General features: G+C 67.9%; 19 protein-coding genes and 2 riboswitches. Of the genes, 12 read left to right on the top strand and 7 right to left on the bottom strand.

Features of this window, described 5'->3' with window-relative positions:
* The first annotated feature begins 195 nt into the window (after nt 1-195).
* From IM543_14940 to IM543_14900, 9 genes are all read left to right on the top strand, one after another.
* Nucleotides 196-867: a response regulator transcription factor gene (locus tag IM543_14940; GenBank protein QOY92890.1), complete on the top strand. Its 672-nt coding sequence runs from the start codon at nt 196-198 to the stop codon at nt 865-867.
* 21 nt (nt 868-888) lie between these two features.
* The gene (locus IM543_14935) at nt 889-2,250 is read left to right on the top strand and encodes a sensor histidine kinase (protein ID QOY92889.1); all 1,362 of its coding nucleotides are present in this window, start codon (nt 889-891) and stop codon (nt 2,248-2,250) included.
* 111 nt (nt 2,251-2,361) lie between these two features.
* Entirely contained in the window at nt 2,362-2,793 is a 432-nt protein-coding gene (locus IM543_14930; protein ID QOY92888.1) for a prepilin-type N-terminal cleavage/methylation domain-containing protein, read from the top strand.
* Nucleotides 2,781-3,422, top strand: coding sequence for a type II secretion system protein (locus IM543_14925; GenBank protein QOY92887.1), 642 nt, complete (start codon nt 2,781-2,783; stop codon nt 3,420-3,422). Before IM543_14930 ends, IM543_14925 begins: the two co-directional genes overlap by 13 nt.
* A complete protein-coding gene (locus IM543_14920) occupies nt 3,419-3,853 on the top strand; it encodes a hypothetical protein (GenBank protein QOY92886.1) in 435 nt (144 codons plus the stop codon). Before IM543_14925 ends, IM543_14920 begins: the two co-directional genes overlap by 4 nt.
* A complete protein-coding gene (locus tag IM543_14915; protein ID QOY92885.1) occupies nt 3,850-5,034 on the top strand; it encodes a PilW family protein in 1,185 nt (394 codons plus the stop codon). The genes IM543_14920 and IM543_14915 overlap by 4 nt, the downstream gene beginning before the upstream one ends.
* Nucleotides 5,031-5,630: a hypothetical protein gene (locus tag IM543_14910; GenBank protein QOY92884.1), complete on the top strand. Its 600-nt coding sequence runs from the start codon at nt 5,031-5,033 to the stop codon at nt 5,628-5,630. Before IM543_14915 ends, IM543_14910 begins: the two co-directional genes overlap by 4 nt.
* A 92-nt stretch (nt 5,631-5,722) precedes the next feature.
* Nucleotides 5,723-10,291 (top strand): PQQ-binding-like beta-propeller repeat protein, encoded by a 4,569-nt coding sequence (locus IM543_14905; GenBank protein ID QOY96700.1) that lies wholly within the window; start codon nt 5,723-5,725, stop codon nt 10,289-10,291.
* Between the two features lie 154 nt (nt 10,292-10,445).
* Nucleotides 10,446-12,110 carry a peptide chain release factor 3 gene (locus tag IM543_14900; protein QOY92883.1) on the top strand — a complete coding sequence of 555 codons (1,665 nt, stop codon included), beginning with the start codon at nt 10,446-10,448 and terminating at the stop codon, nt 12,108-12,110.
* An 18-nt stretch (nt 12,111-12,128) separates the two neighbouring features.
* On the opposite strand, the gene IM543_14895 is transcribed toward IM543_14900, so the two are convergent.
* From IM543_14895 to IM543_14885, 3 genes are all read right to left on the bottom strand, one after another.
* On the bottom strand, nt 12,129-13,097 hold the full coding sequence (locus tag IM543_14895; protein ID QOY92882.1) for an IS1595 family transposase: 969 nt from the start codon (nt 13,095-13,097) through the stop codon (nt 12,129-12,131).
* Between the two features lie 110 nt (nt 13,098-13,207).
* Nucleotides 13,208-14,182 (bottom strand): DUF3108 domain-containing protein, encoded by a 975-nt coding sequence (locus tag IM543_14890; GenBank protein QOY92881.1) that lies wholly within the window; start codon nt 14,180-14,182, stop codon nt 13,208-13,210.
* Nucleotides 14,183-14,230: 48 nt separating this feature from the next.
* Nucleotides 14,231-14,920, bottom strand: a complete 690-nt coding sequence (locus IM543_14885) for a porin family protein (GenBank protein QOY92880.1) — start codon at nt 14,918-14,920, stop codon at nt 14,231-14,233.
* Between the two features lie 309 nt (nt 14,921-15,229).
* Here IM543_14885 and IM543_14880 point away from each other — a divergent pair, with 309 nt between their 5' ends.
* Nucleotides 15,230-16,909, top strand: a complete 1,680-nt coding sequence (locus IM543_14880; protein QOY92879.1) for an MCP four helix bundle domain-containing protein — start codon at nt 15,230-15,232, stop codon at nt 16,907-16,909.
* A gap of 61 nt (nt 16,910-16,970) precedes the next feature.
* On the opposite strand, the gene gcvP is transcribed toward IM543_14880, so the two are convergent.
* The 3 genes from gcvP to gcvT form a co-directional block, all read right to left on the bottom strand.
* The gene (gene gcvP, locus IM543_14875; GenBank protein QOY92878.1) at nt 16,971-19,850 is read right to left on the bottom strand and encodes an aminomethyl-transferring glycine dehydrogenase; all 2,880 of its coding nucleotides are present in this window, start codon (nt 19,848-19,850) and stop codon (nt 16,971-16,973) included.
* A gap of 184 nt (nt 19,851-20,034) precedes the next feature.
* Nucleotides 20,035-20,415, bottom strand: coding sequence for a glycine cleavage system protein GcvH (gene gcvH, locus IM543_14870; protein ID QOY92877.1), 381 nt, complete (start codon nt 20,413-20,415; stop codon nt 20,035-20,037).
* 57 nt (nt 20,416-20,472) lie between these two features.
* Nucleotides 20,473-21,591: a glycine cleavage system aminomethyltransferase GcvT gene (gene gcvT, locus IM543_14865; protein ID QOY92876.1), complete on the bottom strand. Its 1,119-nt coding sequence runs from the start codon at nt 21,589-21,591 to the stop codon at nt 20,473-20,475.
* Between the two features lie 46 nt (nt 21,592-21,637).
* A riboswitch (glycine riboswitch) is annotated at nt 21,638-21,737 on the bottom strand.
* Between the two features lie 19 nt (nt 21,738-21,756).
* Nucleotides 21,757-21,842, bottom strand: a riboswitch (glycine riboswitch).
* Nucleotides 21,843-22,011: 169 nt separating this feature from the next.
* On the opposite strand from gcvT, the gene IM543_14860 reads away from it, so the two are divergent.
* The gene (locus IM543_14860) at nt 22,012-22,572 is read left to right on the top strand and encodes an ATP-dependent Clp protease proteolytic subunit (protein ID QOY92875.1); all 561 of its coding nucleotides are present in this window, start codon (nt 22,012-22,014) and stop codon (nt 22,570-22,572) included.
* 105 nt (nt 22,573-22,677) lie between these two features.
* On the opposite strand, the gene IM543_14855 is transcribed toward IM543_14860, so the two are convergent.
* Nucleotides 22,678-22,887: a hypothetical protein gene (locus tag IM543_14855; protein ID QOY92874.1), complete on the bottom strand. Its 210-nt coding sequence runs from the start codon at nt 22,885-22,887 to the stop codon at nt 22,678-22,680.
* Between the two features lie 282 nt (nt 22,888-23,169).
* On the opposite strand from IM543_14855, the gene IM543_14850 reads away from it, so the two are divergent.
* Nucleotides 23,170-25,464 (top strand): DUF1631 family protein, encoded by a 2,295-nt coding sequence (locus IM543_14850; GenBank protein ID QOY92873.1) that lies wholly within the window; start codon nt 23,170-23,172, stop codon nt 25,462-25,464.
* Nucleotides 25,465-25,657 lie beyond the last annotated feature (193 nt).

Below are 25,657 nucleotides of genomic sequence, written 5' to 3'. Positions count from 1 at the left end.
CTCATCGCGATGTGTGAACATTAAAGCTATAGTCTGTTGGCGAACATAAGACTGGCAGTCGCCCCTGTGTAGGCTTGGCGCAGGCCATTTTGTCAGTCCAGTCCTACTGGGGAAATATCGTTCTCTCGTCGGCTTTTCTTCTGCCATGGAAACGAAATCACGCATAATGTGATTTTCCTTTTTCCCTGACACGACATGGTCCTGCCCCTGCTGCTGGTCGAAGACGACGCCGTGCTGGCCGACGGTCTGGTGCGCACCCTGCAGGCCCAGGACATCCAGGTCGAACTGCTGCGCGACGGCCTCGCCGCCGACGCCCGGCTGCAGGGCAGCCTGCCCGCGGTCGTGGTGCTCGACATCGGCCTGCCCGGCATCGACGGCTTCGAAGTCCTACGCCGCCTGCGGGCCCGTGGCGCCACCACGCCGGTGCTGCTGCTGACCGCGCGCGACGCCGTCGAGGACCGGGTGCGCGGCCTGGAAACCGGCGCCGACGACTACCTGGTCAAGCCCTTCGCCAGCGCCGAACTGGTCGCGCGCATCCGCGCTCTGGCGCGGCGGGTGGCGCCCGCGCCGGTCCAGGTCGGCCTCGGCCGCCTCAGTCTCGACAGTGCAAGTCGCCGCGCGCGTGTCGGAGAGCGCGCCCTCGATCTGTCGGCGCGCGAGTGGGGCGTGCTCGAATACCTGCTGCAGCACGCCGGCCGGGTGGTGTCCAAGCAGCAGATCATCGACGCCATTGCGCCCTGGGGCGACGACCTGACCCTGAATGCGGTCGAGGTCTATGTCTCGCGCCTGCGCCTGAAGCTCGACGGGGCCGGGGTGGCGATCCGCACCATCCGCGGCTTCGGCTACCTGCTCGAAAGCCAACCTTGAAGCGCGGCCACTGAAGCGCCCATGACGAGCATCCGCCTGCGCCTGATCAAGTGGCTGGTCGCCCCGATCCTGGTCTTCAACCTGCTGGCCGCCAGCCTGACCTACCTGCTGGCCTGGACCCCGGCCCAGCTGGCGTTCGACCAGGGCCTGCTGGACGCCGCCGCCGGCCTGGCGGCGCGCCTGCGGCCCGGCAGCCCGGCCATGGGCCTGGAACCGCCGGCCCTGCGTGCGCTGGATGCGGACGCGCCCGACGCCAGCTGGTTCGTGGTGCGGGCGGCGGACGGCCGGGTGCTGGCCGGCGACCCGGCCTTCCCGCGCCGCCGCGACGGCGAGGCGGTGCGCGACGCGCGCCTGCACGGACAGCCGGTACGGATCGCCAGCCTGCTGGCGCCGGGCAGCGGCGGCCCGGTCGAGGTCGGCGTGGCGCGCACCCTGAGCCAGCGCCTGCAGGTCCGCTCGGCCATCGTGCGGGCCCTGGTGCTGCTCGAAGTCCTGTTCAGCCTGGCGTTGGTGGGACTGGTCTGGTTCTCGGTCGGCAACGGGCTGGCGCCGCTGGCACGGCTGCGCGCCCGTCTCGATGCGCGCGGCAGCCACGACCTGGCCCCGCTCAGCGACAGCGGCATGCCGCGCGAGCTGGCGCCGCTGGTCAGCGCCTTCAATGCCTTGCTGGGGCGGATCGCCGCCGGGGCGCGCGCCCAGGACGATTTTCGCGCCAACGTCGCGCACCAGCTGCGTACCCCGCTGGCCGGGCTGCGCCTGCAGCTGGAATGGCTGGCCGGCCGCCACCGCGACGATCCGGACACGGCGCGCACGGTCGAACTGCTGCTGCAGGCCAACGAACGCATGATCCGCCAGGCCAACCAGCTGCTGTCGCTCGAGCGCGCCGCCCCCGACCGCTTCGAGCGGGCGCACCTGGCGCCGCTCGATCTGTCCACGGTCGTCGGCGAGGCGGTCCAGGCCTTCGTCGAGCAGGCGCTGCGCAAGGAGATCGACCTCGGCTTCGACCTCGCGCCCACGCACGTGCAGGGCGAGCGTCACATGCTGCGCGACCTGGTCGACAACCTGATCGACAATGCCCTGCGCTATACGCCGGAACGCGGCCGCGTCACGGTCTATTGCCGCCCCGCGCCGGACGGTGCGCTGTTCGCGGTCGAGGATTCGGGGCCGGGCATCGCCCCGGACCAGCACGCGCGGGTATTCCAGCGCTTCGTGCGCCTGGACGAGCACAGCAGCGGTAGCGGCCTCGGCCTGGCGATCGTGCGCGACATTGCCGTCGCCCACGGCGCCGATGTGCGGCTCGCGGGCGGGCGCGGCGGCGGCTCGGTCTTCACGGTGCGTTTTCCATCTGTCGAGCCGGTCCCGAGCCCCCCTCAGCCAGTTTGAGTGATTGTCAGGAATCTGTCAGCTTTTCCTCAGGGAAATGCAAGCTTCGTCGGTTATGATTCCACATGGAAACACTTCGGCGATCCGCCGGGGGCATGCGGAGACCCATCCATGAACAAGCGCCAGGCCGGTTTTACCCTCATCGAGATCATGATCGCGGTGGCCGTCATCGGCATCCTGACGGCGATCGCCCTGCCTTCCTACAACGGCTACCTGACACGGGCGCGCCTGACCGAGGCCTTCACCGGCCTGGCCGGGGCGCAGCCGCGGCTGGAGCAGCACTGGTCGAACACCCGCAGCTACGCCGGTTTCGATGCGGATGAACTCGCGCTGATGCCGAAGGATTCCGAGCATTTCACCTTTACCCTGACCAGCGCGACCGAAGGCGCCTATCTGCTGACCGCGACCGGCAGGGGGGGAGCCAGCGGCTTCGCCTACACGATCGACCAGAACGGGAACCGCGCCACGACCGCGTTGCCCGACGGCTGGACCGGTTCCGACACGTGCTGGGTCGACCGCAAGGAGGGCAAGTGCGCGGAGTAAGCGCCATCCAGGCGTCGCGCCGGGCCGGCTTCACGCTGGTGGAGGCGATGATCGCGCTCGCGGTGTTCGCGGTACTGCTCGCGCTCGGCGTGCCGCGCATGGCCGACTGGCTTGCCGCCACCAGGGCTGCCGCCGCGACGCAGTTCTACGCCGAAGGTTTCGGCATGGCGCGCGCCAAGGCGCTGGCCCACAACAGCGCCAGCCGGCTGGTACTGAGCCCCAACGCGGCCAGCGGCCAGTACGATTGGCAAGTCGACCTGTGTTTCCCGACGCCGGAAGCGCCCTGCGACGCCGACGCCGGCGACTGGTCCACCGCGACGCATGCGGTCAAGCCGGAAGGCGACGAGGGCGCCGGCTTCACTTCGGTGGTGCGCAGGGCCGATGCCCTGCCTGACACCGGCCGCCTGAGCGTCACTACCGGTCCGGACGAGGCCAGCACCGTTCACTTCACGCCGCTGGGCTGGGTCGATACCCGCATCGGGCAGCGCCTGATGCGGATCGATCTCGCGCCCGCCGCCGGCGCGGCGGACCTGTTCCCGGCGGCCAGCGTGGTGCTGACCCTGGCCGGCGTCGCGGCCCGCTGCGACCCGGATGCGGCCGACAACGATTCGCGCAGGTGCCCGCAATGATGACGCATCCGACAGCGCGCCGGGCGCAAGGCGGCATCGCGCTGCTCGAGGCATTGCTGGCCATCGTGTTGCTGGCAATCGGTTTACTCGGCACCATCGGCCTGCAGGCGCGCTCCTATGCCGCGCTGTCCGACGCCGGCATGCGTGCCGAGGCGACGGTCGCCGCCAACAAGCTGCTCGGCATCATGAACACCGACCTCGATCACCTCGCCGACTACCAGCTCGACGCCGGCGACGATCCCTCGGCCCGTCTGGCGCAATGGCATGCGGAGACTGTCCGCCTGATTCCGGGCGCGAGCGTGGTCGTCGCGGTCACGGCGGCGGCCGGCACGGCGCCCGCCGTGGTCGACATCACCATCAACTGGCGCCGCAAGGCCGACACGCCGGTCAACACGCACCGCATCACTTCCTATTTCGCGGGGTCGACATGAGCAAGCTGGCACGCAGGGCCAGCGGCGGCTTCTCGCTGGTTGAACTGATGGTAAGCGTCGTGATCGGCCTGCTGGCGGTGCTGTTCGCCACCCGCCTGATGACCGACGCCGAACGCAACAAGGAGGCGGCGCTCGGCGGCTCCGATTCGATGCAGAACGGGATGCTGGCGATGTTCTCGATCAGCGGCGATGCCGAGCACGCCGGCTTCGGCCTGAACGACCCGCTGATCGTGGGTTGCGACACCGTGATGACCGACAGCGAGGGCTACCAGCTGGCGCCGGCCGCGCGCGGCGGCGCCAATGTACGGCCGCTGGCCGCGGTCGTCATCGAACCGGGCGGCGCCGCATCCGACCGGGTGAGCCTGTATGCCGGCAGTTCACTCAGCGGCACCGGCACGCTGCGCATCACCAGCAACTACATCGGCGGCACCCGCATCGACGTCGACCGCGTTCCCTATGGCTTCGCGCGCGGCGACGTGATCCTGGTGGCGCCGGAACAGCAGGGCGGCCGCTGTTCGCTGGCCCAGATCTCGTCCGATCCCGGCAGCCTGGCGCCGCCTCCCTCGCAGCAGTACGTGATGATCGCCGGCGCCGGCAAGCGCTTCAACAGCGGTGGCCTCGGCGCCCAGTACACGGGCGGCGCGTCGCGGGTGTTCAATCTCGGTCCGGATGCCGGCCTGGCGTTTCGCACCTGGTCGGTCGAGGACGGGTTCCTGCGCCTGCGCTCGACCGACCTGGCCGGCGCCGGCGCCGCTTCGCAGCCGGTCGCCGAAAACATCGTGTCGCTCAAGGCGCAGTATGGCTTCGATACCCGCGCCGGCGCCCAGTTCGCGCCGGAGCAGGGGCTGCAGCTGAGCGAATGGTCGAGCAGCATGATCGATGCCGACGGCGACGGGGTGGCGGGCAGCGCGGGCGACTACCAGCGCATCGCCGCGCTGCGTATCGCGGTGGTGGCGCGCGCCAGGAATCCCGAGCGTCCGGACCCGGGCACCGGGGAGTGCAGCGCCAGCACCGAGCTCCCGACCGTGTTCGCCAGCCAGGACGCCAGGGACGGCGCCGCCGTTCCGGTCGAGGTCGAGGTGGCGGTGGCCGGTGACCCGGTCGACTGGCGCTGCTACCGCTACCGCGTGTTCGAAACCATCGTCCCTTTGCGTAACGCAGGCTGGAGGCCAAGCGCATGAAGCATCCCGCCACATCCTTCCGCCGCGCCGAGCGGGGCATCGCGCTGCCGGTCATGCTGATCATGTTGCTGGTCCTGCTGGTGTCGAGCATCTACCTGCTCCGTTCCAGCAATTCGACCACCTTGACCGCCGCCAATCTCGCCTACGACTCGGCGCTGGCGCGCGCCGCCGACTTCGGCCTGCACAGCGGCTTTCAGTGGCTGAGCGAGACCGCAAGGACCAACAAGGCGCAGCTCGACAGCCACGTCTCCGACCAGGGCTATCGCGCCACCCTCGACACCACCCAGACCGTGCGCTCGAGCGGCTTCTGGGACGGCTCGCGCGTGGTCGACGACGGCAAGGGCAACCAGGTCCGCTACGTGATCCACCGCATGTGCAAGCTCGACGTCGCCTACAGCCACCAGGACAATGCTTGCGTACAGACCGCGGCCAACACCTCAACGCTCGGCAACACCGTGCGCCTCGGCGACAGCCTGGCCTCGGACTCGCCCGTGTATGCAGGCGTGCCGCAACTGCATTACGTGATCACCGCGCGCATCGACGGCCCGCGCGGCGGCAACGTGCTTACCCAGATGGTGGTCCTGATCGGTGCCTGAGCCACCGCGCCCGGCCCCGCAACCCGAACAAGGCAACACGTATGAACATCCTGTCCTTCCGCCTCCGGGCTCTTTCGGCACCGTTCGCGGCGATGGTGCTGGTCCTGGCATCCACGCTGGCGCTGGCGCCGCAAGGGGCGCAGGCCGAACCCACTGCCATCGCCCAGTTGCCATTGCTGAATATTACCGGCAGCGGGACGGTCAAGCCGAACCTGATGCTCCTGTACGATAACTCGGGTTCGATGTCGAGCAATTTCACGCCCGACTACGTCGACGACAGCGGCACCTGCCGCGCGCGCGCGACCCTGGCCGGCGGGACCCGCGGCTGCCGCATCGGCGATCCCCCCTTCGCCAGTCCGGATTTCAACCGCCAGTACTACGATCCGCGGGTAAGCTACGCCCCGCCGGTCCGGGCCGACGGCAGCAGCTATCCCAGCATGAACGCCGCCGCCACCGCCAACTGGACCCAGGTCGGCACGGACGGCTTCAACGTGAACAACACCGACATGCGCGGCGCCGGCGCCACCAGCACCAACCTGGCGACGGGCTTTCCCGACCTGCGCTGGTGCAACGACAGCGATTGCGGCTACAACCGTAACGGCTACAGCTTCCCCAGCGACGAGCGCTACGAGGCCCAGACCTTCTACGCCAACCCGTACTATTACCTGATCAACGTCGCGGAGTACTGCACCGACGCCAGCATGACCAACTGCCGCAGCACGGCGGTCAACGCGGCCGCACCCACCGGCTATCCGGTGCCGGCCCGGGTGCGCTGGTGCGACACGCGCGCGCTGACCAACTGCCAGGCCAAGTATGTGGGCAATTTCAGGTACCCGCGCTATTCCGACCCGAATCGCTCGCCGGAGTGGTATGGCACCGTCACCATCGGCGCCTCGTCCGGCAGCGGCGCGATGACGCTCAACAGCGTCACCGCGACCAGCAGCGCAGGCAGCTTCGTGATCACGAACACGGCGGTGACGGCGAACGCGGGCACCGACACCGCCGCCAAGCGCCAGGCCGTGGCCAATGCGCTGGCCGCCTCGATCATCGCGAAAGCCGGCCTGGCCCAGCCCTTCACCGCCTGCGTCAAGACGCCGACCGGCGGCGGCGTGCCGGCCTGCTCGAGCTTCGGCATCAAGCTCGAGAGCACCGACGTCGTGGCGGTCCTGCCGATCGCCTGTCCGGCCGGCTCCACCAGCAAGTCGGTGGGCCCGTGCGCGCTGGCGTCCGATGGCAGCCGCGCCGGGACCGAACTCACGGTGTCGAGCGGCACCGGATCCACGGCGCTGCTCTATATCGGAGGCACCACGCACAAGAGCAAGACCCAGGTGCTGTCGCAGCTCAGCCTGGGCGGCGTCAACCTGTTCTCCAGCAGCCTGAGCTTCGGCAGGAACGTGAATGCCGCCGCGGTGGCGATCGCTATCCGCGACAAGATCGGCACGCGCGGGACGGTGCGCGCCTACGTCGGCGGCGCCGCCGGCAGCGGGGCAATTTGTTCGGCGGCGCCGAACACCGCGGTCTGCCTGGTCGACACGGCCGCCGATTCCGACGGTCGCAACATTACCCTCGGTTCTCTCAGCAACAATGGCAGCAGCAGGGACCCCAACCTGCGCTTCGCCACCGCGGCCGCCGTCGGCGACGGCATTCCGGCGAGCGCGACCGAACTGGGCGCCTCGGTGTTCGTCCGTACCGACATCGTCCCGACCCGCGCCAGCTATCCGAAGGCAACCGGCCGCATCGACTGCGCGGGCGCCACCTGCACCTATGCGGAAGAAATGACCAACTTCGCCAACTGGCATGCGTACTACAAGACCCGCAACCAGATGATGAAGACCGCGGTGGGGCATGCCTTCCAGCCGATCACCGACAACTACAACGTCGGCCTGGTATCGCTGTCGACCGCGGCGGCGGAAGGCACGATGAACCGTCCCAAGCCGTTCTCGGGCAGCAATCGCAGTACCTGGTACGCCTCGCTCTACGCAATGAACGGCAGCAACTCCACGCCGATCCGCCAGGCGCTGCACGCGATCGGCAAGATGTACGCCAACCAGGCCCCGTATAACTATGCGAGCGGCTCGGAGGTGGTGCGCTTCCCGTGCCAGCAGAACTTCACCTTCGTCACCACCGACGGCTACTGGAACGGCTATGCGGCGGGAGATGTGGTCAACAACGACAATACCGAGAACGCGCGCCGCTTCTGCCTGCGCTCGAAAGGCTGCGTCGACCCCAGCAACCAGGCCGCGAACTCCTTGGCCGACATTTCGCTGTACTGGTACAACGGCGGCTCGAACGACGACACGACCTCGCTGCGCCCGGGCCTCGAAGACTGGAGCAAGCCGGGTCTGGTGCCCGCAGCGGCGGGCGAGAATACCCGCCTGCACATGAAGACCTATACCCTCGGCCTGGGTGTGGACGGCGTCATGACCTACGAGCCGAACTACGACACGGCGGCGACGGTCGGCGGCGACTTCTACAAGCTGATCACGGGCGTGAGCAGCGGCTGCCCATGGAACGGCGGCGGCCCTTACATATGGCCGGAACCGAAGACCGGCGACAACGGCGGCTCGGCCGCCTACCAGTCGCGGGTCGACGACCTGTGGCACGCGGCCATCAACGGCCACGGCAAGTACTTCTCGGCCTCGGACCCGCGCCAGGTGGTCGACGGACTGCGCGAAGCGCTGGCGAACATCGAGGTCAAGGTCGGCGCCGCCGCGGCTTCCGCGACCTCGACCCCGAACATCTCGCAGTTCGATAACGACATCTTCTCGGCCACCTTCACCACGGTGAAGTGGTACGGCCAGCTGACCAAGCGCAAGATCGATACCGTCACCGGCATCGTCGGCAATACCGACATCTGGAACTCGTCCATGATCGTCGGCCGCAAGGTGGCCGCGGCCAGCGATACCCGCCGCATCCTGATGCTCGACACCGGCGCCGGCAACCTCAAGGACTTCGACTACGCCGACATGAGCGACCAGGAGCGTGGCTGGTTCGACAACAAGTGCGGCGCGATGTCGCAATGCGCGAATCTCTCGACCGAGAACCGCGTCGTGGTCAACAGCGGCGCCAACATCGTGAACTGGCTGCGCGGGCAGCAGCAACACGCCAACGATACGGTGCTGCGCGCCTATACGCGGACCGAAACGATACCGGCAGGGATGAGCGCCACGGTGCCGGTCGTGCTGGGGGACATCGCCTCGGCCAAGCCGGCCTTCAGCCGCGACCCGCGCAAGAACTACCAGCGCGCCGGCTACAACGACTTCAAGGTCGAGCATTCGACCCGTTCGGGCACCGTGTTCGCGGCAGCCAACGACGGCATGCTGCACGCCTTCGACGCGGCCAACGGCGAGGAATTGTGGGCCTACGTGCCGCGTATTACGATGAAAAAGCTGCACCTGCAGGCCAGCGTCACCTACGGCACCAACCACCAGTACACGGTGGACGGCTCGCCGGAAATCGGGGACGTCGAGATCGACGGCGAGTGGCGTACGGTGCTGGTCGCCGGCCTGAATGCCGGCGGCCGCGGCTATTACGCGCTCGATGTCACCGACCCGGAACAGCCGCGCGCCCTGTGGGAACTGTGCGCCGACGCGAACGTCTGCAGCGGCATCAACCATGAGCCGGAAATCGGCCTGAGCTTCGGCAATCCGCAGTTCGGCACCTGGAAGAACGCCGCCGGCACCGAACGCTGGGTGGTATTCCTGACCTCGGGCTACAACAATATCCCGGGCGCGGACGGGGTCGGCGGCGGCAGCGGCCAGGGCTACCTGTTCGTGGTCGACGTCGCGACCGGCCAGGTACTGGACCGGATCTCGACAGGCTCCGGCAGCACCGCGACACCGTCCGGCCTGGCGAAGATCACCGCGATCACCGACAATCCAAGCACCGACCCGCTGGTGACCTACGTGTACGGCGGCGACAACCTGGGCCAGATGTGGCGCTTCGACTTCACCAGCCCGGGCACCGTGCGCACCCTGAAGATGGGGGACGCCGGCCCGAACCAGCCGATCACGACGCGTCCCGACGTGGCCTTGTGCCGGCGCGATGCGACCAACGAGGACGGCGTGCAGGTGCCGGGAACCCAGCGCATGGTGGCGTTCGGCACCGGACGCCTGCTCGACATCACCGATGTCGGCAACACGGCGGTGCAGTCGGCCTATGTGCTGAAGGACAGCGGCATCGCGATCGCTGCGTCGGAATGGCGCGGCGCATCGATGGCGCGGCAATCCCTGACCAGGATCCCGAACGCCGGCGGCGACACCTACACGATCGACGGCCAGGCGGTGAACCTGGCAACCCAGGCCGGCTGGTATGTGGACTTCGACCGCAACACCGGCGAACGCGTCAATCTCGACCCGAAGATCGTGCTCGGCACCCTCACCACCGTCACCAATTTGCCGAGCTCTTCGTCGGCATGCTCGGTTGGCGGCACCAGCAACATCTACGAGCTCGACCTGTGCACCGCGCTGCCGGTGCGCGAAGTGGCCGGCTCGACGCTGTCGAACAACTCGGCGGTGGTCGGCTTCATCAACATCGGCTTGCCGAACGGCGAAACCAAGACCATCGCGACGACGGCGGACGGCAAGACGGTGACCAAGGACCACAATCCGGCCTCGACCATGCCGACCCGGCGCGCCGGCTGGCGCCGCGTGCGCGACTGAAGCCCTGGCGGTGGCGGGCGGCGGCCGCCACCGCGGCGCGGCGCCCGCGCAGTCGCCAGGACCGGGCGCACAGCGCCATTCTCTTCACACGGAACGGGCCGGAATCGGTAAAATCGAGGGTTTTCTTCCAAGGGCCGCTTTGCAAGGCTCGACTATGGCCAACGACACCGATCTCCACGCCGACGACGGCATTCCCGCCGCCGGCAACACGACCACCCGCCTGGCAGGCACGATCCCGCGCGAAGTCGCGCGGCGCCGCACCTTCGGCATCATTTCCCACCCCGATGCGGGCAAGACGACGCTGACCGAGAAGCTGCTGCTGTTCTCGGGCGCGATCCAGCTCGCCGGTACCGTCAAGGGCCGCAAGAGCGGCCGCCATGCGACCTCGGACTGGATGGACATCGAGAAGCAGCGCGGCATCTCGGTCGCCTCCTCGGTGATGCAGTTCGAGTTCCGCGACCACGTGGTCAACCTGCTCGATACCCCGGGCCACCAGGACTTCTCCGAAGACACCTACCGCGTGCTGACCGCGGTCGACTCGGCGCTGATGGTGATCGACGCGGCCAAGGGCGTGGAGGCGCAGACCATCAAGCTGCTCGATGTCTGCCGCATGCGCGCCACGCCGATCGTCACCTTCATGAACAAGATGGACCGCGAGACCCGCGATCCGCTGGAACTGCTCGACGAAGTCGAGTCGGTGCTGAAGATCGAGTGCGCGCCGGTGACCTGGCCGATCGGCATGGGCAAGAACTTCCGCGGCGTGTACCACCTGCTGCGCGACGAGATCATGCTGTTCAAGGCCGGCGAGGAAAAGGCCGACGGCGCCTTCGAAATCGTCAAGGGCATCGACAACCCGAAGCTGGCCGAGATGTTCCCGCTCGAGATCGAGCAGCTCAAGATGGAAGTGGAACTGGTGCACGGCGCCTCGCACGTGTTCGATCTCGAGCGCTTCCTGGCGGGCGTGCAGACCCCGGTGTTCTTCGGCTCGGCGATCAACAACTTCGGTGTGCGCGAGATCCTGTCGGCGCTGGTCGACTGGGCTCCGGCCCCGCGCGAGCGCGACGCTACCGTGCGCGCGGTCAAACCGGAAGAGGAGCGGTTTTCCGGCTTCGTCTTCAAGATCCAGGCCAACATGGACCCGGCCCACCGCGACCGAATCGCTTTCCTGCGCGTTTGCTCGGGCCGCTTCGAGAAGGGCATGAAGGTCAAGCACCTGCGGCTGGGCAGGGAGGTCAAGCTGTCCTCGGTGGTGACCTTCATGGCGTCCAGCCGAGAGCAGGTGGAAGAAGCCTACGCCGGCGACATCATCGGCCTGCCGAACCACGGCAACATGCAGATCGGCGACAGTTTCTCGGAAGGCGAGCTGCTGACCTTCACCGGTATCCCGTATTTCGCCCCGGACCTGTTCCGTACTGTGCGCATCCGCAATCCGCTGAAGATGAAGCAGCTCCACAAGGGCCTGCAGCAGCTGGGCGAAGAGGGCGCGGTGCAGGTCTTCAAGCCGGTGCTGGGCTCGGACCTGATCCTGGGTGCGGTCGGCGTGCTGCAGTTCGAAGTCGTCGCCAGCCGCCTGCTGAACGAGTACGGGGTCGACGCCGTGTTCGAGAGCAGCAGCATCAGCAGCGCGCGCTGGGTGTCGAGCGATGACAAGAAGTCCTTGTCCGACTTCGAGAACCAGCTCGGCCACCAGGTCGCCTACGACGCCGCCGGCAACCTGGCGTTCCTGGCCACCTCGGGGGTCAACCTGCGCCTGACGCAGGAACGCTGGCCCAAGCTGACCTTCCATGCGACCCGCGAACACGCGGCCAAGCTGGCATAGGAAAAGGCGCTGTTACCTTTATCTATTGATGACCCCGATTGCGATGCGTAAGAACTGTTCCGCAGTAATTACCCGTGCGCGGTCGAGCACCCGGTGCCAGCCGAGGTAATTCGGCAGGTAGCGCGATGCCACGCCGCGAAAGCGGGCCAGCCAGTCGCGCAGACGCTGGTGGAAAGCGTTGACGTTCTGGACGTGGAGGGCGCCGCCAGCCTGGCGGCGCACCCGCACGCCTGCGCGCAAGTTGACCGCCTGGTGGGCGATCCCATGTTTGCGTGAAAACGCCCGGTAGGCAGCGTTGGCGTCGCTGACCAGGAGTGCTTGCCGGTCGAGCCTGGGCAGCAGGTGGCGTTCCAGGTGCGCCGCCTTCAAGGCCCCGCGCCCGACCAGCGCGCCGATGGTCTGCCTGGCGCGGTCGCGTGCCACCAGGATACAGTCGAGCTCGTTTGAGATGCCGCGTTTGCGCGCCGCGCCGCCACGCTTTCTCGGCGCCCGGTCCAGCTTGCGCGCGCCCTTTTGCGATTCCAGGATAAACATTTCATCGGCCTCGACGATGCCGCTCAATTGCTCTGGCTGGTCGTGCTTGACCCGGTCGACGAAGCGGTGGCGCCAGCGAAACGCGGTGTTGCGGTGCACGCCCACGTCAAGGGCGGCGCGGCGCACTGATGTGGCCGCGATCAATGCGTCCAGGTAGTCGAGCCATTTTTCGCGCAGCCGCAGCCGTGCCAAAGGCGTGCCGCTCAGGTCGTTGAAGCTGCGGCCGCATTCCCGGCAGCGGTAGCGCTGCAGGCCGTTGGCATGGCCGTGCCGGTGGCAGCGCTGGGAGGCGCAGCGCGGGCAGGCGCGTTGGGGTGCGCGGATCTGCTCGATGAGGGCGACGATCCGGTCCAGCCCTGCGGCCGGATGCAATGCCGCCAGTGTTTGTTGGCGCTGCGCCCCGTTCAGTGCGGGCAGCCGCGCGAACCATTTCTTGAAGCTGGGTGTTTTCACGGCCGCTTCCTGTCGATGGAGACAGGTGTTCGACCAGGGAGGTGCTCAGCAGTTCAGCCCTCATCCATAGTTAACGCTGACAGAGCCTTAGAAAATGGCCGCGGCGCCGCCTAACCGGGCGGCGCCGCGCCGATCTCCTTCACCACCTGCGTGCGCGCGCTGCCGTCCGGCGCCGTGACGCGCAGTTGCACCGGCAGCCAGCCGCGCTGCGGCGCCAGCCAGACTTCCAGGCGGATCGCGCCGCCGCGCGCCAGGTGCAGGGTTTCCATCGTGCCGATGGGCGTTGCCAGCTGTTCCTTCCCCACTACCCGATAGCGTTCGACCGCAGCATGGTCGGCCCGCCCGACATGGATGTCGACCGCGTCCTGCATCTGGTCCGGATCGGCTAGCCCGATGCCGGCCAGTTGCATCAACACCGTGGCGCCGTCCTGACTGCCCGGCCTGTCTTGCTGGCTGCGCCCGAAAGCCTCGAAGACGATCGCTCCGCGTTCACGTTCGAACGCGACGGCGACGCTTCCCGCGCCGAGCCCGTAGCTGGCACGCTGCGGGGCGATGCCGGCATCGTCGGTGCCTCCCTCGCTGTCGATCCGGCCCGTCACGCCGTCGAACGCCATCCGGTAGCGCACCCCGTCGGTCTCCCAGCGCAGGCTTGCCGCTCCGGTCTGGCCTGAGGCGTCGCGCACGGCGTACGCGAGTGTGACCGAGGGCGGCATGGAGACGCGGTAGCGGCTCGGCATCTGGATCGCTTCGGCATCGCCGGCGGACGGCGTCGGATCCGGTGGCGCGGACGGAGCGGCGGGCGGTGGGGGCGGGCGCGGCCCCGGGCGCGCGCCGGAGGCGGCGGGTACGGCAGGCGCGTCGGCTGTGACGGCGGCAGGCCGGCCGGGCGCCTCCGGCGCGGAACGCTGGGGCGCGAGCGCGGCGAGCCGTACCGTCAGCGCGCCCCCGCCGGGCGTGGGCGGCGGGGGCACCCGCACCGTGATGCAAGCAAGAACGAGCAGGTGCAGCAGGAGCGAGAATGCGCAGAGTGCGGGCAGGCGGCCGAGCCGGTCGAGGAAAGTGGTCGATTGCCTGCTGTTGTTCATCCCGGTAGTGTAACCGGATGGGAAGCCCGCGGAGCAGGCCCGGGGCGATCAGAAGCCGATTCCCACGCTGCCGTGCACGCCGCTGGCGTTCGCTGCGCTGCCAAACTTGCGGGCGCTGCCGTTCAGCCGGGCCTCGCCTTTCAACGTGGCCCTGTCGTTCAGCTTGTACCTGGCGCCGACCGCGCCGTATGCACCCGTGGCCGATTCGCCGCCATAGCCCTGTCCGGCAATATGGCTGCGGACCCGCTCGGGGGTGACCAGATTGTCGCTTGCCTTCACTTCGCTCTGCGCGATACCGAACTTCCCGTAGGCGGTCAGGCGGTCGCTGACCGGCACCGTGATCGTGGCGGCGACGTAGGTGGTATGGCTTCTGGCGGTGATGTCGCCCGCCGCGAGGGCGGCTTCCGTGGCCGCGTCCCGAGGATGGAAGGTGTCGATCTTGTGGAAACCTTTGTCTTGCAGGTAGGAAAATCCGGTTTCGATCGCAAGGTAGGGGTTGAAGGCATAGCCGAGCACCAGCCTGGGATCGGTGCGGAAGCCCTTGAACTCGCGGTCGTTGGGATTCGCGGTTTCGTTGCCGCCATAGACGGGCTGATAGCGCTTGAAACCCTTGGCCAGTGGCCCGACGGGTCCAGTCGGCTCGGCTTCCAGGCGCGGTGCCGGGGTATCGGCCAGCTGCGCCTGGGCGCTGCCGACGACAAGGAGTGATACGGCAAGAACGATGCCGGTGGCCTTCATGCGAGTCCTCTTCGTGACGTGGTTGATCAGGTCGAGCGCAAGGATACAAGCTGCGTGACTGTCAACTATATCAAATTGGTAAGTGATTGTTTCACAATGCATATGTCTGTTGGTTCCTCGCCAATCTGGCGGGCGATCTGAGCCGGCGCAAACTCCCCTGATATTGAAGCGCGTAGATTCATTGAATGCGTCTAGGAAATTGCGCGCGTTTGATAGGAGGGAGGCCTCATGCACGCCACCATGCACACCACCATGCCCGCCCGCCGGCGTCCTTTCCACGCCGGCATCCCGTTTCGCAGCGCCTGAGCCATGCTGTCGCGACTGAAGATCGGTCCCAAGCTGCTGCTCGCGCCCGGCGTCGTCCTGTTGCTGCTGGTGCTGCTCTCGAGCGGCGCCTACTATGCCATGGTGCGCCAGCACCAGTCACTGCAGGCCATCGTCGGTCCGCGCGCAGTACAGATGCGCAGCGCCACCGAACTGGTGGCCCAGGCCCAACGCGTGCACGCCGACACCTACAAGCTGCTCACCTGGCTCGGCAGCAGCTTTTCGCGTTCCCGCATCGACATCCTGATCGCCGACATCCATCGTCAGCATGGTGCGATCGCGCGCGCGTTCGCCGAGTTGGCGCTCCAGACCGAATCCGGGAGCCTGGAGCGGCGCCATGTCGAGGGGGCGGTGCAGGCGCATCGGCTGTACGTGCGGGCGGCGCGCGAGGTGGTCGAGCTGGCGCATGCCGACCAGACCATCGGCGCAAATGCCATGATCAAGCCCGAAGCCGCGTTCTCCACGCTGGTCGAGCGCATGACGATGCTGGCCAGGCTCGAGCGCGAGCTGTCCGAGGAGGCGTCGAACGGCGCCGCTGCCGACTTCCGGCTCACGTCCGGCCTGATGCCCTTCGTGGTGCTGCTGGCGGTCGGGGTGTCGCTGGCCATCACGATGGCGGTGCGGCGCGCACTGTTGCAGCAGATCCGGGGCATCGGCGCTGCCGCCCTGGGGCTGGCGAGCGGCGACCTGACCGTCGGCGAGCGCAGCTACGGCGGCGACGAGATCGGAGAGACCTCGCGTGCGCTGGACGCCGGCATCCGCAACCTGAACGGAACCCTGCGCACGGTGCTGGAATCGGCGCGCACCATCGGCAGCGCCTCGCGCGAGATCACGCTGGGCAACCTGAGCATGCACAGCCGCGCCGTGTTCCGCAGCCGGTCGCTGGAAGACACCGCCGCCAGCATGCAGCAACTGGCGGAAACCGTGACCGTGACCGCCACCGGCGCGCTGGCCGCGAATCGACTGGCACAGGCCGCATCGCATAGCGTCCGCGCGGGCGGCCAGACCGTGGAGCGCATGGCGACAACGCTGGCCGCGGTAAAGGAAGGCGCGGCGCGGGCGGCCGAGGCGGCGGGCGCGATCGACGCTTTCGCCAGCGAAGCCGGGACGCTGGCGCTGAACGCCGCGCTGGCCTCGGCGCGAGACGGCGAAGGCGGCAGCGAGTTCGCCGACGCCGCCAACGAGGTGCGGGCGCTGGCCCAGCGCGCGGCCGGCGCGGCGCGCGAGGTGCGCGAGCTGGCGGCGCGTTCGATCGCCGAGATCGACGGCTGCACGGCCTGGGCGCGCCAGGCCGGCGACAGCATCGACGATGCGGCCGGCGCGACGCGCGCGATGGAAGAGGTGGTCGGCGAGATCGGCAGCGCCAGTGCCGGGCAGGCGGGCAGCCTGGCCAACGTCAACCAGGCCATCGTGCGGATGGACGAGGTAACCCGGCAGAACTGCACGCTGGTCGAGGAAGCGGCCGCGGCGGCGCGGACCCTGCAGATGCAGGCACTGGCGCTGTCGCGCACGGTGGCCGCGTTCCGCCTCGGCGAACCGGAAACGGAAGCGGAACCCGCGCCCGCGCAGGCCGAACAAAAAGAAAGCGGCGCTACCCGGGATCTACCCAGGGAACGCCGCCGTCACGAGCGGTCGCACTTGCGGCTCGCGTCGAGCCGCAAGTGACGCGTAGGGCGGCCGCCAAAGCGGCTGCGCGCCCCGGACCGCCCTACGCCATTGTCGCAGATTACTCGTAGTCGCTGATCGGCGCGCAGCCGCAGAACAGGTTACGGTCGCCGTACACGTTGTCGGCGCGGCCGACCGGCGGCCAGTACTTCTTCTTGCGCAGCGAGGCCACCGGGAAGGCCGCCACTTCGCGCGAGTAGCCATGGGCCCATTCGTCGGCGGTCACCACCTCGGCGGTGTGCGGCGCGCCCTTGAGCGGATTGTCCATCTTGTCGTACTCGCCGCGCTCGACCTTCACGATCTCGGCGTGGATGGCGATCATGGCCTCGATGAAGCGGTCCAGCTCGGCCTTCGACTCCGACTCGGTCGGCTCGATCATGAGGGTGCCCGGCACCGGGAAGCTCATGGTCGGGGCGTGGAAGCCGAAGTCCATCAGGCGCTTGGCCACGTCTTCGTTCGAGATGCCGGTCTTGTCCTGCAGCGGGCGCAGGTCGATGATGCACTCGTGCGCGACCAGGCCGTCGTGGCCGGTGTACAGCACCGGGTAGTGCGGGGCCAGGCGGCGCGCGATGTAGTTGGCGTTCAGGATCGCCACTTCGGTGGCCGCGGTCAGGCCAGACGCACCCATCATCGCGATGTACATCCACGAGATCGGCAGGATCGAGGCCGAGCCGTAGGCCGCCGCGCTGACCGCGCCGATGCCCGCTTCGTTACGCACGTAGCCGGTCGACAGCTGGTTTGGCAGGAACGGCGCCAGGTGCGCGCCGACGCCGATCGGGCCGACGCCCGGGCCGCCGCCGCCGTGCGGGATGCAGAAGGTCTTGTGCAGGTTCAGGTGGCTGACGTCGCCCCCAAAAGCGCCCGGCGCGGCCACGCCGACCATCGCGTTCATGTTGGCGCCGTCCACGTAGACCTGGCCGCCGTGCTGGTGCACGATCTCGCACAGTTCCTTGATGCCTTCCTCGAACACGCCGTGGGTCGACGGGTAGGTGACCATCACGCAGGCCAGGTCACGGCTGTACTGCTCGGCCTTGGCCTTCAGGTCGCCGAGATCGACGTTGCCGTTCTCGTCGCAGGCGGTGACCACGACCTTCATGCCGACCATGCTGGCCGACGCCGGGTTGGTGCCGTGCGCGGACGATGGAATCAGGCAGATGTTGCGGTGGCCTTCGCCGCGCGCCTGGTGGTACTTCTGGATCACCAAGAGGCCGGCATACTCGCCCTGCGAGCCGGCGTTCGGCTGCAGCGAGATCGCGGCATAGCCGGTGGCGGCGCACAGCATGGCTTCCAGCTGGTCGATCATCTCGCGGTAGCCGACGGTCTGGTCGTTGGGGGCGAACGGGTGGATGTTCGAGAACTCCGGCCAGGTGACCGGGATCATCTCCGAGGTCGCGTTCAGCTTCATGGTGCAGGAACCGAGCGGGATCATGGTGCGGTCCAGCGCCAGGTCCTTGTCGGCCAGCGAGCGCAGGTAGCGCAGCATCTCGTGCTCGGCGTGGTAGCGGTTGAAGGTCGGGTGGCTCAGGTAGGCGCTGGTGCGCGCCAGCTCGGCCGGGTAGGCGTCGGCCACGTCCTCGTCGAGGGCGTCGATATCGACGGTTCGACCGCCGCCGAAGACGGCGAACAGGCTTGCGAGGTCGTCGCGGGTGGTGGTTTCGTCCAGCGACACGCCCACGTGGCCGTCGTCGACGCGGCGCAGGTTGATGCCGGCATCAAGCGCGGCGGCGTGCAGCGCTGCCGCGTCGCCCTTGACGGTCAGGGTGTCGAAGTAGGTGGTGTTGAGCACCTCGAGGCCGAGCTGTTGCAGGCCGCGCGCCAGGATCGCGGTCTGGCGGTGCACGCGCTGGGCGATGCGCTTCAGGCCTTGCGGGCCGTGGTAGACCGCGTACATGCCGGCCATCACGGCCAGCAGCACCTGGGCGGTACAGATGTTCGAGGTCGCCTTTTCGCGGCGGATGTGCTGCTCGCGGGTCTGCAGCGCCAGGCGGTAGGCCTGGTTGCCCTGGGCGTCGACGGTGACGCCGACCAGGCGGCCGGCCATGCTGCGCTTGTATTCGTCGCGGGTGGCCAGATAGCCGGCGTGCGGGCCGCCGAAACCGAGCGGCACGCCGAAGCGCTGGCTGTTGCCGACCACCACGTCGGCGCCCCAGTCGCCCGGCGCGGCCAGCATCGTCAAGGCCAGCAGGTCGGCGGCCACGACCACCATCGCGCCGGCCGCGTGCAGGTGCTCCACCGCGGCGCGGTAGTCGCGCACTTCGCCGTTCACGCCCGGGTACTGCAGCAGCACGCCGAAGCAGGTCTCTTCAAGCTTTTCGATGTCGCCCGCGGCGATCACGCGCACTTCGACGCCGATCGGCTCGGCGCGGGTGCGCACCACTTCCAGGGTCTGCGGCAGCACGTCGTCGGCCACGTAGAAGACCTTCGAGCTTGATTTGCCGACGCGCTGCAGCAGGGTCATGGCTTCGGCGGCGGCGGTGCCTTCGTCCAGCATCGACGAGTTGGCGATGCCCATGCCGGTGAGATCGGTGATCATCTGCTGGAAGTTCAGGATCGCTTCCAGGCGGCCCTGCGAGATCTCCGGCTGGTATGGGGTATAGGCGGTGTACCAGGCCGGGTTCTCGAAGATGTTGCGCAGGACGACCTTCGGGGTGTGGGTGCCGTAGTAGCCCTGGCCGATCATCGACTTCATGACCTTGTTCTTCGACGCCAGCGCACGCAGGGTTTCAAGCGCCTGCTCCTCGCTGCGCGGTTCGACGAACTGGCCCAGGTCCATCGTGTCCTTGCGGCGGATGTTCGCGGGCACGACCGCGTCGATCAGGGCGGCGCGCGAGGCGTAGCCCAGGGTCGACAGCATGGCTGCCTGTTCGGATTCGGACGGGCCGATGTGGCGCGGGATGAACGAATCGCGCGCTTCGAGTTGGGTGAGGCTGGTGCGGGTCATGGTAATGGCCAGGAGAAGGGGAGAATGGGGGGTGAAGCCGGTGAAACGGGCCGCGCAGGCGGCGAAAAGTTCATACCGTAGGGTGGGCAAGTTCTTGCCCACGCGTTCAAGGAAAACATGCATTGGCACGGTGCGTCCGTGCGCTGGACGCGTGGGCGGCACAGCCGCCCACCCTACGAACATCTCAGGCGCCGGTGGTCTTGCCGTAGGCGTCGGCGTCCAGCAGCTTGTCGAAGGCGCCGGCGTCGCTCGGGGCCAGCTTGAACAGCCAGGCGCCGTAGGCGTCCTGGTTGATCGAATCCGGGGCGTCGGCGACCGGCTGGTTGAAGGCGGTGACGGTGCCCGACACCGGGGCGTAGATGTCGCTGGCGGCCTTGACCGACTCGACCACCGCGGCGTCGTCGCCGGCGGTGAATGCCTTGCCGACCTGCGGCAGCTCGACGAACACGATGTCGCCCAGCGCGTCCTGTGCGTACTCGGTGATGCCGACGGTCAGGCTGCCGTCGGCTTCGCGGCGCACCCACTCGTGGGACTCGGTGTATTTCAGGTCGGTTGGGATGTTCATGTAAGGCTCCAATAGGGATGAGGCGGTAGTATAAAGCTTGTTGTTGGTTTTTCTTGGTCAGACTGCGAGAACTTTGCCGTTACGCACGAACGGCAGCTTCACCACGCTGGCAGCCAGTTTCTTGTCGCGGATCTCGACGTGCACGGTGTCGCCGACGGCCACGTCGAGCGGCACGCGCGCCAGCGCGATCGCCTGCTGCATGCTCGGGCTGAAGGTGCCGCTGGTGATCTCGCCTGCATTGCCGGAAGCCGCGACCACCTTCTGGTGGGCGCGCAGGATGCCGCCTTTCTCGCGCAGGATCAGGCCGACGAAATTGGCCTGCTGGCCTTTCGCCTGCAGCGCCGCCTTGCCGATGAAGTCGCGCTCCGAGACCAGGTCGACGGTCCAGGCCAGGCCGGCGTCGAGCGGGTTCACGCTATCGTCCATGTCCTGGCCGTACAGGTTCATGCCCGCTTCCAGGCGCAGGGTGTCGCGCGCGCCCAGGCCGGCCGGCGTGATGCCGGCAGCGGCGAAGGCCTTCCACAGGGCTTCGACCTGGCTGGCAGCGACGCCGATTTCGAAGCCGTCTTCGCCGGTGTAGCCGGTGCGCGCCACCATGACTTCGCCGAACGGGGTATCGGGGACGATCACGACATTGAACGGCTTGAGCGGTTCGGAAGCGGCCTGGGTAGCCGGCAGCACCTGCCACACCTTGGCGCGGGCGTTCGGGCCCTGCACCGCGATCAGGGCGATCGGGTCGTTGCCATCGCGGCGCTGGGTAATGGTGACGCCGGAATCGGTGGCCGCGTTCTGCTGCTGCATCCAGGCCACGTCCTTCTCGGCGGTGCCGGCGTTGACGACCAGGCGGAACCAGTCTTCGCTGAAGTAGTAGACGATCAGGTCGTCGATCACGCCGCCCTCGGGGTTGAGCATGCAGGAGTAGAGCGCCTTGCCGGGAATTTGCAGCTTGTCGACGTTGTTGGCCAGCAGGCCGCGCAGGAAAGCGCGCACGTTCGCGCCCTTCAGGTCCACCACGCACATGTGCGAGACGTCGAACATGCCGGCATCGAGGCGGACGGCATTGTGCTCCTCGATCTGGGAGCCGTAGTTGACCGGCATGTCCCAGCCGCCGAAGTCGACCATCTTGGCTCCCAGGGAGCGGTGTGCGGAATTGAGCGGGGTCGCTTTGAGCGTCATGGGGTCCTCGGGCAGTGAATAGGGGTGCGTGCGCCATGTGGGCGCCTGTATCCCCTCTGTCCTTGGTACCTGAGAGATAGCGGCATTGCCGCCTGCCCCTTCGGTGGGCTCCGTGTGTCGCGGGGCCGCTCTCCAGAGTGTGAGCGGGCCGCGCCGTGCGCTGCCGCTCCCTGACCAGTCCTTTTGCCTGAGAGTTTGTGGGTAGTGCCCCTTCGGCGGCAGGTGTTCCTGCGCTCTCCCGGTCAAGACTGTGGAGGATATGCCAGCATTGGATTGGTGTCAACCAAATGGGCCTCGCCCAGGGGCAAGATTGGCGATTTCCAAAAAGAATTGCCGCGCACTATTGGCGGGCCGACCGGAAATGGCTTTCGGGCGCGTTTTTGCTACACTTATTCCACACACTTTGCAGTGGGAAAAACTATGAGCGAAGAGAAAGCACAGCAGGTCAAGGAAGCCTGGTTCACACTGTCGGGCGACGTCAACAGCGACATGGTGCACCGGGTGTTCGAAGCAGTGTCGATGATGACCGAGGACGGCATCGAGACGGCCCATGTGCTGGTGCAGTCGAACGGCGGCTATGTCAGCGACGGCCTGTGCCTGCACAACTTCCTGGCCAATTCGCCGATCAAGTTCGTCATGTACAACGGCGGGGCGGTGGCGTCGATCGCGGTCATCCTCTACCTGGCGGGCAGCGAGCGCTATTGCAGCGAGACCGCGCGCTTCATGGTGCACAAGTCGCACGCGACGGCCTCGCCCGGCTCGCGCCCGGATGCGCTGAACATCATTGTCGAAGGCCTGCGCGCGGACGATGCGCGCACCGAATCGATCCTGCGCAAGTGTGTCGAACTGACGCCGGAGCAATGGGCCATCCACCAGTACTCCGATCTGCACCTGAATGCGCGCGACGCCAAGATTGCCGGGCTGGTGAACGACGTCCGCGACTTCCGTCCGCCGAAGGGCGGCATGCTGCGCAATATCTGATGTCGTGCCGGCCGGGCGCCTGTCTTGCGCCCGAAAAAAAGCCCACCGCATGCGGTGGGCCGACGACAGTCGCCATGCAGGAGGCAGGCCGGGCCTGCCGCCGGATCAGCGGTTCTTGTCGTTCTTGTGGCTTTGGCGGCCGGCTTCGGCGTGCTGCTCCGGGGTGCCGCCGCGGGTGCCGCTGCTGCTGCCGGAGCGCGAGCCCGAGCCCGAACCCGACTGCTTGTTGCCGTCATTCTTGTGGCTCTGGCGGCCCGCTTCCGCGTGCTGTTGCGGGGTGCCGCCGCGGTTCGATTTTCCTTGATTCGAGGCCATGATCATTTCCTTTCCAGTAGGGGAAAAATGTCCTGCTTGCCGAGCTGTGGAGCGTTACCGCAGCAATTCCGGTCGAGCCATCATGCTTTCCGTGCAGATGACCCGGTATCGGAACACCGCGTGATCCAGTGTAGGACAGCCTCCGACGTTCTCAAGGCGTTATTTCCGGTCGAGTAGGGCACAACATGCGCAGCGCAGGGCTGGGCCAGGCGACATATGCACTTTCTCATTGCCTTGTGGAAATAATGTGGCACAATGGAATAATCGATCCGCCTCACCACCATGGCCGTGAACACTGCCCAGACACCCGCCGCCCGCAAGGCCGCCAGCGCGCAACAGGCGACGCTGGACGCGCTCGTCTCCGTCGCGACGACGCAGGCAGGCGACGGGCTGATGGACGTGGCCAAACGCATGAGCGCTGTGCTGCTGGACATGACGACGGCCGGTCCCGATCCCCAGCAGGCCGCGCGCCGCATCCGGTCCGGCAATCTTCTCAAGGACAATGCCTACGCCTTCGTGCACCTGGCCTCGACCGGCATCGAACTGGCGCTGCGCAAGGAAGTCGCACTGCTGGCGCCCGGCTTGACCCCAGCCGCGCCCGCCCCCTTGACCCTGAGCCTGGTGCCGCTCGAGGAAATGGATAATCAGTTGGCGTTCGCGGCCGTCAGTCGGCCCTTCGATATCCAGCATTCGGAACGCCTGGCCAGCCTGGGGGTGCGCCTGGGCGTGTTGCTCGGGCGCGAACTGGTGCGCGCCAGCCACAATCCCTTCCGTCCGGAAGTCTTCCTGCGCGCGCTGCAGGAAGCCTGGTGCGAATTCGAGCCCGATCAAGCCTCGCACGAGCTGGTGCTGCCCTTGCTGCGTCCGGGGATCGTGTTCGATCTCGGGCCGCTGCTCGACGCGCTGAACGACAAGCTCAAGCCGGCGCGGGCGCGCGGGCAGGACGCGCGCTTCGCCAAGACCGACGACAGCGCCGCCGCCAGGGCCGCACGGGCGCGCCGCGATACGGCCGTGACCCGGCAGTTGCGTCAGCTGTTCGGCGCGGCCGAGGCAGCGGCGGGCGCCGACCTCGCTATCCCCGAGATTCCCGACCTGCCGCAGGGCAGCGGCGGCTGGCGCCCGAGCGCGGCGGCCGGCTTCGCGGCCGGCCCGGCAGCCCGGGGCAGCGCGGGGCAGCCGGGCGCCGGGACGGTGACGCCCAATGCCGGGCCCGCACCGGTGGCCGGCGTTCCGGTCCCGCATGCGGCGGGATTGGCGGCGGCAATGTCGGCGCCGCTGATCGAGGTGCTCGACAAGCTGGGTGGCGCGCCGCCTGCCGCGGGCTCGGGCATGCTTGCGCAAGCGTCCGGCGCGCACGAGGTGTTCTACCTGCCGCGCCTGAAACAGAGCCTGCCCCAGGGCAGCCTGTCGCGCGGCGACGAGACCACGCTCGACCTGCTGTCGCGCATTTTCGAGACCGTGCTGCTGGACGAATCGATCCCGCACGAGACGCGCGAACTGATCGCCTTCCTGCAGGTGCCGGTGTTGAAGGCGGCCCTCAAGGACCGCAGCTTCTTCTTCGAAGAGGCGCATCCGGCCCGGCGCATGCTCGACCTGTTGTCGAGTGCCGGCTGGGAGCAGGGCGCCAACCCGGACGATCCGGTCTACCGCGCGATGCAGCGGGGCGTCGACAAGCTGCGCCTGGAAGCGCAGCCGGAAGTCTTCGCCGCCGCGGTGGCCGACCTCGAAGCGAGCATCGCCGCGCGCGAACAGGCCGCGCAGGCGGCCATCGCGGGGCCGATCGCGCAGGCCACGCGCCAGGAAAAACAGGCCGCCGCCAGCCGCTCGGCGCGCAAGGCGGTCTCGCTGCGCCTGGCCGGGGAGCAGGTGGTGGCGCTGGTCGGCACGTTCCTGGAACAGCGCTGGACGCCGGTGTTGACACTGGCCTATACCATCGAGGACAGCAAGCCGGGCGCGGTGGACAACGCCACCCGCGCCATGGACGACCTGATCTGGAGCGTCAAGCCGAAGGCCACCCAGGAACAGCGCAAGGCGCTCATCAAGCGGCTGCCGGCGCTGCTCGCCACCTTGAATAAATGGCTCGACGCCGTCCAATGGCAGGATGCCGAGCGCTTGCAGTTCTTTGCCGAACTGGCCGACTGCCACGCCACCATCGTGCGCGCGCCGATCGAGCTGTCGCCGGAACGGCAGTTGGAACTGGCGGTGGAGGCAGCCCAGCAGGACGCGCTGCGCCGCATCGCCCAGGAGCAGGCGGCGGCCGCCGACGAGGAAGCGTCCACCGACCCGGCGGCGACCGCCCTGGCCGGGCTGGAGCGCGGCATGCGCGTCGAATTCAGCGGCGCGGCCGGGGTGCGCAAGCTGCGACTGGCCTGGGTCAGCCCCTTGCGCACGCTGTTCATCTTTTCCGGCGCCAACCGGAAAGAAGCCTTCTCGCTGCCGGCCGAACGTTTGGCCGACGCCTTCCGCAGCGGCAGCATCCGGGTGCTGGCGCTCGACGGCGTGGTCGGACGCGTGCTGGGCGAGGCGGTCGGGCGCGCCGCCGAAAACGACGCCGGACCGTCCGCCGCGCACACCTGATACTCGGCAGCAGTTTGTCGGTGCGGGCAAGATGGCACCGCCCGCGCAGCCCCCATGCACCTTACTCTCCAGAAATGCCTGCCCGTGGATGGGCGGCGGCAGGGAAGGCAGGTTCGCCGCTTCATGGATGTTCCTTAGCCGTTAGGCAAGCAACAGATGGTATGATTGGGCCTTTGACGACTCTCTAGCCCAA

Origin of the sequence: Massilia sp. UMI-21 (assembly GCA_015277795.1) — a bacterium.
GTDB lineage: Bacteria > Pseudomonadota > Gammaproteobacteria > Burkholderiales > Burkholderiaceae_D > Telluria.
Note: the sequence above shows the minus strand (reverse complement) of the source record. Positions and strands in the feature narration are given on the sequence as shown.